The organism is Nocardioides turkmenicus (assembly GCF_011045035.1).
In the GTDB taxonomy this organism is placed as follows: domain Bacteria; phylum Actinomycetota; class Actinomycetes; order Propionibacteriales; family Nocardioidaceae; genus Nocardioides; species Nocardioides turkmenicus.
On record NZ_JAALAA010000006.1, the window covers coordinates 210,256 to 224,289 of the forward strand.

Sequence of the window (14,034 nt, forward strand, 5' to 3'; positions counted from 1 at the left end):
TTCGTATCGACAAAGGAGCTTCATGACCCGCGCACGTATCACCATCGACCGTGACTTCACGATCGCCGATGTACCCCGACGTCTCTTCGGGTCGTTCGTCGAGCACATGGGGAGATGCGTCTACACCGGCATCTACGAACCCGGCCATCCGACGGCCGACGGCCGTGGCTACCGCAAGGACGTGCTCGAGCTCGTCCGCGAGCTGGGCCCGACGGTCGTACGCTACCCCGGCGGCAACTTCGTCTCCGGCTATCTCTGGGAGGACGGCATCGGACCGGTCGCCGACCGGCCCCGCCGCATCGACGGCGCCTGGCACACGATCGAGACCAACGAGTTCGGGCTCCACGAGTTCATGGGCTGGGCCCGCGAGGCCGACGTCGAGGTGATGGAGGCGATCAACCTCGGTACGCGTGGGGTGGAGGAGGCGCGAGCGCTGGTCGAGTACGCGAACCATCCCGGTGGGACGTACTGGTCGGACCTTCGGCGTCGCAACGGAGCCGAGGAGCCCTTCGACATCAAGCTGTGGTGTCTGGGCAACGAGCTCGACGGGCCCTGGCAGATCGGCCACAAGACCGCTCACGAGTACGGTCGGCTGGCCCAGGAGACGGCCAAGGCGATGAAGCTCGTCGACGACTCGATCGAGCTGGTCGCGGTCGGCTCCTCGAACCGCTACATGGACACGTTCGGCTCCTGGGAGCACACCGTCCTGACCCACACGTACGACGAGATCGACTACATCTCGATGCACGAGTACTACCAGGAGAGGTCGGGCGACGCCGCCTCGTTCCTGGCCGAGGGGGTCGGGATGGACGCCTTCATCGACGGTGTCGTGGCGACCATCGACGCCGTCAAGGCGGCCGGCAAGCACACCAAGCAGGTCGACATCTCCTTCGACGAGTGGAACGTCTGGTACGCCGAGGGGCTCGACACCGCCGACCAGATCCACCAGGTGAAGAAGGAGTGGCGCGAGCACCCGCGGCTGATCGAGGACGAGTACTCGGTCACCGACGCCGTGGTCGTCGGCACGCTGCTCAACTCGCTCCTGCGTCACGGTGACCGGGTCCGGATCGCCAACCAGGCCCAGCTGGTCAACGTCATCGCCCCGATCCGCTCCGAGGAGGGCGGGCCCGCGTGGAGGCAGACGATCTTCTGGCCCTTCGCCCGGATGGCCGCGCTGGCCCGCGGGCAGATCCTGCGGCTCGCGGTCTCGTCCGACCGGATTCCGACCGAGAAGTTCGGCGACGTCGACGTCATCGACGCTGCCGCGACCTGGTCCGAGGCGGACGGTCGGGTCGCGCTCTTCGTCGCGAACCGGGGTCTCGACGATGCCTCGGAGGTGACGGTCGACCTGCGCGGGCTCGGGGTCGCGCGCGTGGTGAACGCCGAGGTGCTCACCATTCCCGAGGGGGGCGACCGGCACACGTCCAACGTCGAGTCGGCTCCCGACGCCGTCGGGCTGGTGCCCCTCGAGGGCGTCGGTGTCCAGGACGGCGCGGTCCGGCTCGCCCTGCCGCCGCTGTCGTGGGCGGTGGTGCAGTTGGAGGTGGCGGTGGCGTGACGGTCTGGGGGTGACGTCATGCTTTGACTAGACGATGACACTTTGTGAACGGTTCACAAGGTGTCATCGTCTGGTAAAGGCCCGATCGTCCGGGCGTCTCCGGTCCGCGTCGTGGAGGTTGACCTTGACCGTCAGTGAAAGTGAGCTCCTCCGGTTGGCGGAGAAGCTACGGGAGAAGGCGGGCGCCAGGTTCGTGCTCGGGATCGTCGGTCCGCCGGGGGCGGGGAAGTCGACGCTGGCGGAGCGGCTGCGGGACGTGCTCAACGAGGGCGGACGGGTTGCGGTGGTGGCGCCGATGGACGGGTTCCACCGGAGCAACGCGGAGCTGGACGAGATCGGGGCGCGGGCGCGGAAGGGGGAGCCGGACACCTTCGACGCGGAGGCATATGTGGCGGCGTTGCGACAGGTTCGCGCGGGCAGCCGGGTTGAGTGGCCGACGTTCAGTCGGGTCACGGACGAGCCGGTGCCGGGCGGGGTGATGATCGGGGACGAGCCGGTCGTGATCACCGAGGGCAACTACCTGTTGCTGGACGAGGGGCCGTGGCGGGACGTACGCGGTCTGCTGGACGAGGCCTGGTTCATCGACGTTCCGGACGAGCTCCTGGTGCCGAGGCTGCTCGAGCGGTTCCTCGCCGGCGGGAGGTCCCGGGAGGAGGCGGAGGCGAAGATCGCCGCGAGCGATCTGCGGAACGCTGCGCTGGTGCGGGCGACGCGGGACCGGGCGGACGTCGTGCTGTGAGCCGTCAGTCGTCGGGGGAGGCGGAGCAGTCGACCAGGAACGACATCAGCTCGGTGGCGTCGTCGGTCGCGACAAGGGTGTCGAGGGCGTGGTCGAGCTCGAGGCGACGGACGCCGGGGATGGTGATGGCGTCGAAGCCGTTGGAGATCAGGATGCCGGTCATCATCAGCAGGGCGGTGCGGTTGTTACCGGCGGTGTAGAAGCGGGTGCAGGCGGCGGAGCAGAAGTAGATCAGCGCCTGGAGCCGTGGGTCGCCGGTCTCCGCGATGCGCTCCTGCAGCCCCGCGAAACGGGTTCGGAGCAGCTCGCTGCCACCGCGGCGCAACGTGCCTTCGCCGCGGAACCTCCCCGCATCGGGCGACTCGTGGCGGGCGACGATGCGGTTGAGGCGGTCGGAGATCGATTTGTCGATATGGAACCTGCCGTAGCCGACCAGGTCGCGGAGCGCGGCGTACGCCTCGCCGAGCGCCAGCACCTGCCGCTCGTCGCCGGCCGGGTGGTCACCGACGGTGACGCCGGCGAGGAGGGTGCGCACCTCGGGGAGGGTGAAGCTGTTGCCCTCGAGCCGTGCTGCGTTCCAGACCAGCTCGGGGAGGTGGGCGCGGAACCGACGCCAGGCCCGCTCGGTGTCGCCGGGGAGCATCCGGGAGGTGTCGACCTCGGTCCACCAGACGCCGGTGTCGCGCACCTGGGCCTCGCGGTCCGCGACCACCCGGAAGGTGTCGTCGGTGGCCGGCTTGCGGGCAGCGTACGTCTCGGGGGCCGGTGCCCAGCGGGGCTGCTTCGTCACCATGTCCGGATCTCCTCGCGGGCGCGGTCCGCGGCGTCTCCGCCGACGGAGATGGCGTCGATGGCGATCTGGATCGGGGCGGCGTAGACGACGCGGTCGCGCTCGAACGTACCGAGGAACAGGTCGGGCTCGGCGGCGGCGATGACCACCGTGGCCTGGTCCGGGGTGGACGCGGGGCGGAGGGATCCACCCGCGAGCAGGGGCTGGAGAGCGCTCGGGTCCTGGCACCACAGCACCGAGATCCGGGGTACGGCATCGTCGAAGGCAGGGAGGTCGAGGCCGGCCGCGCCGGAGAGCGCCCACCGCTGACCCGAGGCTTCGCCGGCGGAGGCGAGCCGCCCGATCGTGGCCTCGCCGCTCAGCAGGACGGCACCGGGACGATGCACGACACCCGAGGCCCGGGCGGCCTCCTCGACGATCTCGACCGGGTCGCCGTCGGCCCAGGCGTCGATCCGGTCGGCCCAGAGCTCGATGTCGGCGTCCACGTCGGCCGGGTACAGCGGATCGAGGATCGCGCGTGCACCCGCCGCGGCCGCCGGCGCCGCCAGCGGAGAGGCGGTCATCGTCAGCCCGGCGCCGCAGGCAGTGGTGATGGTGTCGAGCGTGTCGACCGACGGGCTGACCACGCCGTTGACGATCCGGTGGACCGTCGAGGCGGACACGCCCGCCCGGGCGGCCACCTGTCGAGCGCTGAGCCCGGAGCGTTCGATGCACTCCGCGACGAGGCTGCCGACGTCCTGTTCCATATATGCAACGCTAGTCGAATTCGTTGCATATATGGAACAGGCGTGCCGACGTACGTTCTTCTAGGGTGTGCGCCATGCGACCGATCACGCTGCTCGTCGAGGGAGAGTCCGACAAGGCTCTGGTGGAGGCGCTGGCGCCGAGGTACGGGGTGGAGCTGGTCGAGCTCGGGATCGAGGTCGTCTCGATGAACGGCGCCGGGAACGCTGGCCGGTTCATCAAGGAGATGACCGCGGCGGGGCATCGGGTCGGCGGGCTCTACGACGAGGCCGAGGAGCGCTTCGTCGCCAACGCTCTCGGCAGGCAGATCGGCGAGGACCTCTCCGGGCAGGGATTCTTCGCCTGCCGCCGCGATCTCGAGGACGAGATGATCCGGGCGATCGGCGCGGCACGGATCGTCGAGATCCTCGAGGCCAACGGCGAGGGCGGCAAGTTCCGTACGCTGCAGAACCAGCCCGAGCATCGCGGCGAGGAGGTCGCCGACCAGCTGCACCGGTTCTTCGGCACCGCCTCGGGACGCAAGATCCGCTACGGCACGATCCTTGGCGAGGCCGTCGAGCTCGAGAACATCCCGGACCCGCTGGTCGGGCTGCTCACCTGGTGCTGGGGCTGAGCTAGGGCTCCATGTCGTCGTGGACGACGACGCGGGAGAGCTCGATGGTGCCGTCGGGGCACTTCCAGAAGTGCAGCCGGCGGGCGCTCGGGGTGTGGATCTGCATCGAGACCCGGTAGCAGACCGCGCCGTCGGGACGGGACTGTGGCGCGGCGTTGCCCCCGGCAGAGGTACGCAGCTGGTGCAGCTCACGCCCGGTCGACTGCTCCGCGAGGCCGGTGAGCACCTCCATGACCACGTCGGCGATCTTGTCGACGGTGATGCCCTCGAGCGCGTCGACGCTGTCGAGGAACTTGTCGCCGATCGCATAGTCGGGCAGCGGGCGAGTCGGCTGCTCGCCGACCGGGATGCGGCGGGCCCAGGCGGCCTCGACGAGGTGACGGAAGCCGCGCTCGCGGTCGGCGAAGACAGGGAGGGCGACCTCAGGCGGCGCGGTGCGCTGCTTGGCGCGGCGCAGCTGGGACCGCATCCGGGCCAGCTCGGCGTCGCGGGTCTCCAGCTGGCGGGCCGCACGGGCGAGATCCTTGGCGAACTGCACGCGCTCGTTGCGCAGCCCGGAGACCTGGTCGCGGAGCTCGGCGAGCTCGGCCTCGAGGTGAGCCTTCTCGGCCTTGATCGCGGTGACCTGCAGCGACATCGACTGCACCGCGGCCTTCTTCGCCGGCGCGGACTCCCTCGCCGGCGTCGGTGCAGGCTCGGGCGCAGGGGCGGGCCGGACCGCGCGGACCGGTTCGCCCTTGCGACGAGGCATCATCGCCGGGGTCGGGATCGCCGGCTTGGGCGGAGCCTCGGGCACGGGCTCGGCCGAGACCTCCGGAGCCCGGGCCGCCGGAGCCGGCGCCTCGGTGACGGTCTCGACATGCTCGACGACCGCAGGCGGAGGCGCGTCCGGGTCGAGCCAGGGCGGACCACCGGCGTACAGGGCAAGGGCCTCGCGGGCCGTGTCGTGCTCCCGGACGTCGCGCAGGGACAGCCGCCACTTCGGGCCGGCGGCGACGACTCGCGCGAGCACGACCTCGCCGGGCGTGAGGAGGGCCTGCAGGTCGTCGTCGGGGTCGCCGGTCACGTCGGAGCGGAAGACCTCGACGGTCACGTCGGGGTGCAGGCGCAGGTCCGCGGAGCCGGCGAGGACGGAGCGGACCTCGGCGGGGACGATGTCCCCGACGGCGTACGTCTTCAGCGCTTCCTCGGCGGTGGGGCGGCTCTCCCGGATGTCGAGCCAGCGTGACTTCTTCTCCAGGACGCCGTCGACGTGCATCCCCGGGGCGAGGACGCGTTCGATCGGCACCCCCGCCTGGGCGAGCTGGGGCGGGATCGACGCCATGTCGCCACCGTCGAGGTCGACCAGCGCACGCTCGCTCATGATCGAGCGCACCGTGCCGGCGCGGCGCTCGCGGGTGGAGGCGGTGCGGGCGCTGTCGAAGAGGCCGGCGGCCGCGGCCATGTCGAGGGCGTCGTCGATGAGCTGGCCGGTGAGCTTCTTGCCCTCGGACTTGTTCCAGGCGAACCGCAGTGGCGCCTGCTTCAGGTCGACGTTCCAGCCCAGTCCGACCGGGTAGACCCGCCCGGCACCGCCGTAGACCTGCGTGCCGGGCGTCATCTTGTTGGAGAAGGCCCAGGTGTGGCCGCCGGTGGTCACCAGGTAGAGGTCGGCGAGGTCACCGATCTCGGCCGCGATCCGCTCCACGTCGGCGTACGGCTCGGTGTGGCCGGACGCGACGGTCACCACCACGGTCGGTTTGGTGCGGGCGTCGCCGTTGAGCAACGCCGCCAGCGCCTCGGCCTCGGACGTGTTCGTCACGCGTTTGATCGCAGACATGCCCCTCCTTTCACAAAAACGTACAGCGAACGGAAAGGGGACGTACGTCAATGACCCGGCTCTCTCGCGAGGGAACTTCGACTCCCGCCGACGAGTGCGGGTGACCGCCGTCCGATGGTTGCGGGGAAGTGTCGGTGCTGCGGTGTACGATCGCCGCGCCTGCGAGAACGACCCTTCCAACCAGCCCCTATGCCTGAATCCTCCCAGCCGGCCGTCGCCGAGATCCTGCGCCTGCGGGCTCCGTTGAGCCTGCAGGTCCTGCGCGCCGCGCTGAAGGGCAAGCGCGTGCTGCTGACCGAGGAGGAGCTGCTCTCCGTGCTGACGTCGGGCGGCTTCGTCGAGGGGCCTCCGGGGCAGTGGAGCCTGGCCCCTGCCGCCCCCGCGGCGCCCGCGGCGCCCGCGCCGGCTCGGTTCAACCAGACGACGCTGGCCGCGCGTGCGGGAGTGGAGGGTGACGTACTCCTCAAGGTGCTGGACGCGCTGGTGACCGACCACCCCGAGGTCAACTGGGGTGCGCTGCGCGACCGGCTGGAGTCAGGTGCCGACGTCGCGGTCTCCGACCGCACCCTCGGCCTGCTGGAGGAGGGCGTACGCCGCTTCGAGGTCGCCCGGCTGCGGGCCGAGAAGCAGGCGGCCGAGGAGCGTGCCCGGGAGGCGGAGCGTCGCCGCGAGCTGCAGCAGCTGGCCGAGAGCGAGGTCGCGATGCTGCGTGCCGAGCTCGACGACGAGCGGCGGCGGGCGCACGACGCGGCGCTGGAGCGGGACCGGCTGCGGCAGGAGGCCGAGAAGCTGGTCGCGCTCAAGGAGCAGGAGACCGCCTCGTGGGTGGCCACCGCCGCGGGCGGCTGGATGCTCGACCTCGGCGCCCCGGAGACCTTCGGTGAGGAGAAGCTCCGCCAGGCGCTCGGCCAGCTCGAGTCGGCGCTGGTCGTGCTCAACGTCCCGGTCTCCGGCCGCGAGATCGAGGCGGTCGTGGTGCACCTGGGCGGGATCGCCGTGGTGGAGCAGTACGACATCCCCTCGACCGCCGGGGTGGTCGAGGTGCCGGCTGACGGGGCGGCGTCCGTCGAGGGCCGTCCGCTCGAGATCGCGGATCCGCGTGCCGACGTGCTCGCCGCCGTACGCCTCCTGCAGAAGGCGGCTTCCCTGGACCTCGCCTACCTGCCCGTGCTCGCCTTCCAGGGGCCGGCCGAGGCCGAGGGCGAGGACGTGCTCGTCTGCCTCACCGCCGAGGTCGATCTCGCTGTCGACGACATGCTCCACTCCCAGTCGACCCGGGTCTCGACCGACGACGCGGTCGCGCTGCTGACGAAGCTCGGGCTTCCGGAGCTGCCCGAACCTCCGTCGGGGTTCTGAGGGATCAGATCAGCCCGGCGGCGCGGGCCGCCTCGGCGTACGCGGCTGCCAGGGTCGGCACGGTCTCGTGGGCGTTGAGGCCGGACGGGTTCGGCACGACCCACAGCTCGGCGCCGGCCAGCGGCTCGGGCTGGCGGCCCTGCTTGGCCTTCGGGCGGTTGAACGCGGTCCGGTAGGCGGTGATCCCGGCGATCGCGACGACTGTGGGTTTCCTCCGTGCGACCAGGGAGAACAGTTCGGCGCCGCCCTCCTTGAGCTCAGCGTTGGTGAGCTCGGAGGCCTTGGCGGTGGCGCGCCGGACGATGTTGGTGAAGCCGATGCCGCGGGCACGGAAGTAGTCGCGGTCCTCCGGCGTCATCCCGGCGGAGGCGTCGATCGGCCGGGTGGTGATCCCGGCGCGGAAGATCGCGGGGTAGAAGCGGTTGAGCGGGTGCGCGAAGTGGGTCTGGGTCGCCGCGGTCCACAGGCCGGGGTTGATGCCGACGAAGAGGAGGCGCAGCGGTTGGTCGTCTGCCGGGAGGAGGTCGGGGACCGAGGCGCCGTAGTAGGTCTGGAGCTCGGCCTGGGTGAAGCGGGCCACGGCCTGATCCTTCCATCTCCGTAACGACCTTCCTGCCCGGGGTGCAACAGCAGGGTGCCGTGGGGAGTATGTGAAATATGCACCCCACGCGTCTTCTCCCACTCGCAGTCGCCGCTGCGACGGCGCTCCTGATCTCTGCCTGTGGCACCCCCGAGGAGGCGAGCGACCCGGCCTCGAGCCCGTCGCCCTCGGCCTCCTCGTCCGAGACCACCAGGCCCAAGCCGCAGCCCGAGCCGTCCCGTCCGCCGAGCTCCGAGAAGCCCGTACGCGGCATGGTCTCCGCCGGCGGGGCGGCCCAGGGCGACCTGGACAAGACCGCGACCCCGCTCCCGGACGCGGCCGCGATCCAGGCGTACGCCGCGACGCTCGGCACCCCGCTGCAACAACCCTTCACGGTCGAGGCGACCCGGCTGCTCGAGCACGTCCCGGCCGGTCAGCGGCTCTATGCGCAGACGGTCTACGACGGCTGCGAGGCACCGAACCCGGCCACCATCACCGCCGGCGCCAGCGGCGAGGGTGTGGTCCTGAACATCACCCCGCCCAAGAGCACCAAGATCCAGTGCCTGGTGGCCGAGCGATCGGTCGCGTTGCTCAGTGTCGACCAGCCCGTCGGCTAACGTTCCACGCGTGCGGGAGCCGTGGAACACCTTCGTCGAGGGCGACAACCTCGACGTTCTCCAGGCGCTCTCCGCGGCAGGGGAGAGGTTCGACCTGATCTACATCGACCCGCCCTACAACACCGGCAGCCTCTTCGCCTACCACGACGACCGACGTGGCGAGGACGGCCGGCGGGCCGGCCGTCACGAGGCCTGGGTCGCGATGATGCGGCCCCGGCTGGAGGCGGCGCGCACCGTGATGTCGGACCGCGCGGCGATCTACGTCTCCATCGACGACAACGAGGCCGCTCACCTCAGGGTGCTGATGGACGAGGTCTTCGACGAGCGCAACCACCTCGCGCAGATCGTGGTCAACCTCAACCCCAAGGGGCGCCAGCTCGGCAACGGGTTCGCGACCTCCCACGAATACCTGCTCGTCTACGCCAAGGACGTCCGGTCCTGCGCGCTGGAGTCGAGCATCCCCGAGGCCGTCAACGAGCAGGACTTCCCGCTGGTCACCGACGACGGTCGCCACTACCGGCGGCTGCCGCTGCGCAACACCAACAAGAAGTTCAACCCGGCGACCGCCCGGACGCTCCACTTCCCGGTGTGGGGCGACCCCGACTCCGGCCGCGTGAGTGTCGAGCCGTTCGAGGGCGGCCAGGAGATCTGGCCGGTCTTCGGTGACGGCCGCCCGGCGGTCTGGCGCTGGAGCGCCCCGCTGATCGCGGCCCGGCCCGACGACCTGATGTGCCGCCGCGTACGCGGGAAGCTGGGGGAGCGCGTCGACGTCTACCAGCGCGACTGGCTCTCCCGCGACGCCTCCGGCGACGCCCGGCGCAAGAAGCTCACCACGATCTGGATGGCCGAGGAGATCGGCTCGACCGACACCGCCGTCGCGGAGCTGAAGTCGCTGGTCGGGCCGTTGTTCGAGTCGCCGAAGCCGACCGGTCTGATCCGCCGCATCCTGGCCACGATGCCCGCCGACGCGCGGGTCCTCGACTTCTTCGCCGGATCCGGCACCACCGGCCACGCGGTCGCGCTGGCCAACGTGGAGGACGGGGCGCGGCGTACGTGCTGGTCGGTCCAGATCGCCGAGACGACCCGGCCGGGCTCGAACGCGGCGAAGGCCGAGATGGCGTACGTCTCCGACATCACCCGCGCGCGGCTGCGGGCCGTGGTCGCAGCCCATGGGAACGGCGACCAGGAGGAACTGGTCGAGCGCGACCTGGGAGAGCTTCTCCAGACGTCTGCGTGACGCGAGGCGAGCAGAACGCGTGGCAGGATCGCGGCCATGGCCATCAGCGTCCCCCGCCTCCGGACCGGCTCGACCGAGATCATCGCTCTCGCCGACGGTGAGGGTCCGTTCTTCTCCCCGCGCGCCGATGCCTTCCCGGAGGCCACGGCGGCTCAGTGGGCCGAGGTCGACCGCTTCGATCCGGGCGCGGTCGACGCCGAGGGCCGCTGGCGGCTCCAGTTCCGTGCCTACGCGATCCGCAGCGACCAGGGCCTCACCGTCGTGGACGCGGGGATCGGGCCGGCGGACGGCCCGGCCGCCTCGTGGGCGCCCGTGCCCGGCGTCCTTCCTCAGTCGCTCGACGCTGCGGGCATCGACCCGGCCGAGGTCGACACCGTGGTGCTCACCCATCTCCATACCGACCACGTCGGCTGGGCGGTCGTGACCGAGGCCGACGGCCGCCGCCCGTTCTTCCCGAACGCCGACTACCTGCTCCAGCAGGCAGAGTACGACGCTCTCGACGCGCTCAACCCACAGCTTCGCGAGACCCTCACCGACCCGCTCGCGACGGCCGGCCAGCTCCGGCTCCTGGACGGCGACACGACCCTGCGCGCCGGGCGCGCCGTCGCCACGCCCGGTCACACGCCCGGTCACCAGAGCGTGCTGGTCGGCGAGGGGCGCGAGCTGGCGCTCGTCACCGGCGACCTGTTGGTGCACGCGCTCCAGCTGCTCCATCCCGAACTCGCCTACTCGCACGAGGTCGACCCGGATGCGGCCAGGCGCTCGCGAGAGCGCATGCTCAGCCGCGATCCCGCCACCAGGCTGCACCTGGCGACGCCGCATCTGACGGAGGCGTTCCTCATGGCGTGATCGCGCGAGCTGGGTGAACTTCTCGAAACATCTGGTAACCGCGTTACACGGAGTGCGTAAAACGCGGCATCGTCAGGGGGCGACCGAACACCTCACCTCGGGAGACCCCCATGAAACTCCGTGGCCTGTTCATCCTCGCCTGCGGCGCCCTGGTGCCGCTCACGATCCCGGCGGCAGCGCACGCCGAGACCTACTCCCAGCCGCTCTCGACCGCCATCGGCGACCTCCCCGTCGCTGCCGAGAACCGCACCGGCTACAGCCGTGACCTCTTCCAGCACTGGATCGACGCCGACAGCGACGGCTGCAACACCCGCAACGAGGTGCTGATCGCGGAGGCCGAGGAGGCTCCCACGGTCGGCTCCGGCTGCTCCCTGTCGGGCGGCCGCTGGTACTCCTACTACGACGGTGTGTCCTGGACCGCCACCAGCGACATCGACATCGACCACATGGTCCCGCTCGCCGAGGCCTGGGACTCCGGCGCCCGCACCTGGACCTCGACCGAGCGCAGGAACTTCGCCAACGACCTCGGCTACTACGGCTCGCTCGTCGGTGTCACCGACAACGTGAACCAGGCCAAGGGCGACCAGGACCCCGCCACCTGGATGCCGACGAACCAGAAGTGCCGCTACCTGAAGGAGTTCGTCTCGGTGAAGATCCGCTGGCGGCTCTCGGTCGACAGCACCGAGAAGTCCGCCCTCAACAACCTCAGCTCCACCAACGGCTGCGGCAGCCAGACCGTCTCGGTGACTCGCGCCCGCTGATCCCCGAGCCCCGGCTGCCCTAGGATCTGCGGCATGGCGTTCTCTGCTCCGCGAGTCACCCGTGAGCAGGTGGGATCCGACGTACGCCGCCGGCTGGCGCGGCTGAAGTCGAAGCGCTGGCACGTGCTGCAGGCCGCCGGGGCAGCCGGGGTCGCGTGGTTCATCGCGGCCGAGTTGCTCGGCCACGTACAACCCGTCTTCGCGCCGATCGCGGCGGTGGTCAGCCTCGGCACCTCCTACGGCCAGCGGCTGAGGAGGGTCACCGAGGTGACCATCGGCGTGGCGCTCGGCGTCTTCCTGGGTGACGTCGTGGTGCAGGTCATCGGCGACGGCGCCTGGCAGATGACCCTCGTCGTCGGGATGGCCATGGTCGTGGGGATCTTCATCTCCTCGGGCCAGGTCTTCCGCAACCAGGCGGCGGTGCAGTCGATCTTCGTGATGGGGCTGCTGCCGACGCCCGGCGCGGCCTTCACCCGCTGGACCGATGCGCTGATCGGTGGTGCGGTCGCGCTGGTGGCCGCCTCGATCGTGCCCGCGGCGCCGCTGCGTCGGCCTGGTGAGCAGGCGGCCGTGGTCGCCCGGAAGATCGCCTCGCTGTTGCGCGCCGCCGGCCAGGTGATGCTCGATGCCGACGCGGTGCACGGGCTCAAGGTGCTCGCCGAAGCACGCGCCACCGACCCGCTGATCCGCGAGCTCCAGGACGCGTCCGACGAGGGTATGTCGGTGCTGGCCGTGTCACCGTTCCGGTTCCGACATCGCAGCCACGTGCACCGGATGGCCGAGCTCGTCGAGCCGCTCGACCGCGCGCTGCGGAGCACCCGCGTGCTCGTGCGGCGGACCGCGGTGTCGGCCTACCGCGGCGACGTGGTGCCGGAGAGCTACTGCCAGCTGGCCTTCGGGCTCGCCGACGCCGTCGACGTCGTCGACGCCGAGCTCGCCGCGGGCCTCGGGCCCGACGGGCTGAGCGAGCAGGCCCGGTCGGTGCTGCTCGCGGTCGGCGAGCACTCGGCCGAGGTGGAGCGTACGGAATCGCTCAACGCCGAGGTCATCCTCGTCCAGATCAGGTCGATCATCGTCGACCTGCTCGGGGTCACCGGGATGGGGCAGTTCGAGGCGACCGACGCGTTGCCGCCGCTGCCGCCCCGCTGAATGTTCACCGAGTTACCTCGGTGAGTGGTCGCTTCCTTCGCGGAACTCCACGAAGTATGTGGTGCCTGACCGAGTTACCTCGGTGAACATCCGCTATAGCGACCCCCGCAGGTCGCGTACGACCGAGTCCACCACCGCGACCAGGTCGCCCTCGGTCGACGCCGCGATCGCGCGTTGCCGCTGGTAGGAGGCGCCCTTGTGGATGATGTCGTGCACCCCGGCGAGCTCCTTCTCGCAGCCGAGGCGCGCGGCCACGGGCTCGAGCCGCACCAGCAGCTCGGCGAGGTCCTCGGTGACCAGCCGCTCGTCGGAGGCGTCGTTGAGGATCACGATGGCGTCCAGGCCGTAGCGCGCGGCGCGCCACTTGTTCTCCTGGACGTGCCACGGCGGCATGGTGACGATGGGTTCGCCGGCGGCGACCCGGGCGTCCAGGTCGACGCAGAGGCAGTGGGCGAGGGCGGCGATCGCGGCCAGCTCCTGGAGCGTCGAGACGCCGTCGCAGATCCGGTTCTCGATGGTGCCGATCCGGGGTGACGGCCTGATGTCCCAGCGGATCTCGCTGATGTCCTCGATCACGCCGGTGACCGTCTGGTCCGAGACGTACGCCTCGAACTCCTGCCACGTCGAGAACTGGAACGGCAGTCCGGCGGTCGGCAGCTGCTGGAACATCAGCGCCCGGTTCGACGCGTACCCGGTGTCGACGCCCGCCCAGATCGGCGAGGAGGCCGACAGTGCCTGGAAGTGGGGATAGTAGGTGAGCAGCCCGTTGAGGACGGGCATCAGCCGGTCGCGCTCCGGCATCCCGACGTGCACGTGCACGCCCCAGATCAGCATCTGCCGCCCCCACCACTGGGTGCGGTTGATCAGCTCCTGGTAGCGGTGCCCCGCGGACAGCTCCTGCCTGGTCCAGGACGCGAACGGATGCGTCCCGGCACCGTAGAGGTCCACGCCGAGGTCGTCGCCGGCACGTACGACCTCGGAGGTCGTCTCCCGGATCTGGTCCATCGCCTCCTCGACCGTCCCGCAGATCCCGGTCACGATCTCGACGGTGTTGCGCAGCAGCTCCTTGTGGATCCGCTCGGGGTTGGGGACCCGCGCCTTGGCCCGCGCGAAGAGGTGGTCGGCGACGTTGACCAGGTCCCTCGTCTGGCGGTCGACGAGCGCGAGCTCCCACTCGACGCCGAGCGTCGGACGCGGGGAGGGATGGAAGTCGATCCGCATA

Annotated in this window: 14 protein-coding genes; 9 read left to right on the top strand and 5 right to left on the bottom strand. The window is 70.7% G+C overall.

What is annotated here, in order from left to right:
- The first annotated feature begins 22 nt into the window (after positions 1-22).
- Both arfA and G5C66_RS09290 read left to right on the top strand, forming a co-directional pair.
- Positions 23-1,558, top strand: a complete 1,536-nt coding sequence (gene arfA / locus G5C66_RS09285; protein ID WP_165110671.1) for an arabinosylfuranosidase ArfA — start codon at positions 23-25, stop codon at positions 1,556-1,558.
- Between the two features lie 124 nt (positions 1,559-1,682).
- Positions 1,683-2,297 carry a nucleoside/nucleotide kinase family protein gene (locus G5C66_RS09290; protein ID WP_165110672.1) on the top strand — a complete coding sequence of 205 codons (615 nt, stop codon included), beginning with the start codon at positions 1,683-1,685 and terminating at the stop codon, positions 2,295-2,297.
- Positions 2,298-2,301: 4 nt separating this feature from the next.
- Here the strand turns inward: G5C66_RS09290 and G5C66_RS09295 are convergent, their stop codons facing one another.
- A complete protein-coding gene (locus tag G5C66_RS09295) occupies positions 2,302-3,090 on the bottom strand; it encodes a Fic family protein (RefSeq protein WP_206443874.1) in 789 nt (262 codons plus the stop codon).
- Positions 3,084-3,833: a helix-turn-helix domain-containing protein gene (locus G5C66_RS09300; protein ID WP_165110673.1), complete on the bottom strand. Its 750-nt coding sequence runs from the start codon at positions 3,831-3,833 to the stop codon at positions 3,084-3,086. The genes G5C66_RS09295 and G5C66_RS09300 overlap by 7 nt, the downstream gene beginning before the upstream one ends.
- 74 nt (positions 3,834-3,907) lie before the next feature.
- Here G5C66_RS09300 and G5C66_RS09305 point away from each other — a divergent pair, with 74 nt between their 5' ends.
- The gene (locus G5C66_RS09305; protein ID WP_165110674.1) at positions 3,908-4,444 is read left to right on the top strand and encodes a TOPRIM nucleotidyl transferase/hydrolase domain-containing protein; all 537 of its coding nucleotides are present in this window, start codon (positions 3,908-3,910) and stop codon (positions 4,442-4,444) included.
- Position 4,445: 1 nt separating this feature from the next.
- Here G5C66_RS09305 and G5C66_RS09310 read toward each other — a convergent pair whose 3' ends face one another.
- Positions 4,446-6,245, bottom strand: a complete 1,800-nt coding sequence (locus G5C66_RS09310) for a hypothetical protein (protein ID WP_165110675.1) — start codon at positions 6,243-6,245, stop codon at positions 4,446-4,448.
- A 207-nt stretch (positions 6,246-6,452) separates the two neighbouring features.
- On the opposite strand from G5C66_RS09310, the gene G5C66_RS09315 reads away from it, so the two are divergent.
- Positions 6,453-7,619 carry a hypothetical protein gene (locus G5C66_RS09315; protein ID WP_165110676.1) on the top strand — a complete coding sequence of 389 codons (1,167 nt, stop codon included), beginning with the start codon at positions 6,453-6,455 and terminating at the stop codon, positions 7,617-7,619.
- 4 nt (positions 7,620-7,623) lie between these two features.
- Here G5C66_RS09315 and G5C66_RS09320 read toward each other — a convergent pair whose 3' ends face one another.
- Complete coding sequence (locus G5C66_RS09320) at positions 7,624-8,199, bottom strand: uracil-DNA glycosylase family protein (protein ID WP_165110677.1); 576 nt, start codon at positions 8,197-8,199, stop codon at positions 7,624-7,626.
- A gap of 77 nt (positions 8,200-8,276) precedes the next feature.
- Between G5C66_RS09320 and G5C66_RS09325 the strand changes: the two genes are divergently transcribed.
- The 5 genes from G5C66_RS09325 (at position 8,277) to G5C66_RS09345 (ending at position 12,812) form a co-directional block, all read left to right on the top strand.
- A complete protein-coding gene (locus G5C66_RS09325; RefSeq protein WP_165110678.1) occupies positions 8,277-8,816 on the top strand; it encodes a hypothetical protein in 540 nt (179 codons plus the stop codon).
- Between the two features lie 10 nt (positions 8,817-8,826).
- Positions 8,827-10,053, top strand: coding sequence for a DNA methyltransferase (locus tag G5C66_RS09330; protein ID WP_165110679.1), 1,227 nt, complete (start codon positions 8,827-8,829; stop codon positions 10,051-10,053).
- Between the two features lie 36 nt (positions 10,054-10,089).
- The gene (locus G5C66_RS09335) at positions 10,090-10,902 is read left to right on the top strand and encodes an MBL fold metallo-hydrolase (RefSeq protein WP_165110680.1); all 813 of its coding nucleotides are present in this window, start codon (positions 10,090-10,092) and stop codon (positions 10,900-10,902) included.
- Between the two features lie 110 nt (positions 10,903-11,012).
- On the top strand, positions 11,013-11,663 hold the full coding sequence (locus tag G5C66_RS09340) for an HNH endonuclease family protein (protein ID WP_165110681.1): 651 nt from the start codon (positions 11,013-11,015) through the stop codon (positions 11,661-11,663).
- Positions 11,664-11,696: 33 nt separating this feature from the next.
- Complete coding sequence (locus G5C66_RS09345) at positions 11,697-12,812, top strand: FUSC family protein (RefSeq protein ID WP_165110682.1); 1,116 nt, start codon at positions 11,697-11,699, stop codon at positions 12,810-12,812.
- A gap of 93 nt (positions 12,813-12,905) precedes the next feature.
- Here the strand turns inward: G5C66_RS09345 and G5C66_RS09350 are convergent, their stop codons facing one another.
- A complete protein-coding gene (locus G5C66_RS09350; RefSeq protein ID WP_165110683.1) occupies positions 12,906-14,033 on the bottom strand; it encodes a glutamate--cysteine ligase in 1,128 nt (375 codons plus the stop codon).
- Between the last annotated feature and the right edge of the window lies 1 nt (position 14,034).

Bases quoted from the DNA above. Each gene is read 5' to 3' on its own strand.
- G5C66_RS09335 (WP_165110680.1), top strand. From the start codon at position 10,090: ATGGCCATCAGCGTCCCCCGCCTCCGGACCGGCTCGACCGAGATCATC.
- G5C66_RS09325 (WP_165110678.1), top strand. From the start codon at position 8,277: ATGCACCCCACGCGTCTTCTCCCACTCGCAGTCGCCGCTGCGACGGCG.
- arfA (WP_165110671.1), top strand. From the start codon at position 23: ATGACCCGCGCACGTATCACCATCGACCGTGACTTCACGATCGCCGAT.
- G5C66_RS09340 (WP_165110681.1), top strand. From the start codon at position 11,013: ATGAAACTCCGTGGCCTGTTCATCCTCGCCTGCGGCGCCCTGGTGCCG.
- G5C66_RS09345 (WP_165110682.1), top strand. From the start codon at position 11,697: ATGGCGTTCTCTGCTCCGCGAGTCACCCGTGAGCAGGTGGGATCCGAC.
- G5C66_RS09295 (WP_206443874.1), bottom strand. From the start codon at position 3,090: ATGGTGACGAAGCAGCCCCGCTGGGCACCGGCCCCCGAGACGTACGCT.
- G5C66_RS09300 (WP_165110673.1), bottom strand. From the start codon at position 3,833: ATGGAACAGGACGTCGGCAGCCTCGTCGCGGAGTGCATCGAACGCTCC.
- G5C66_RS09315 (WP_165110676.1), top strand. From the start codon at position 6,453: ATGCCTGAATCCTCCCAGCCGGCCGTCGCCGAGATCCTGCGCCTGCGG.
- G5C66_RS09305 (WP_165110674.1), top strand. From the start codon at position 3,908: ATGCGACCGATCACGCTGCTCGTCGAGGGAGAGTCCGACAAGGCTCTG.
- G5C66_RS09350 (WP_165110683.1), bottom strand. From the start codon at position 14,033: ATGCGGATCGACTTCCATCCCTCCCCGCGTCCGACGCTCGGCGTCGAG.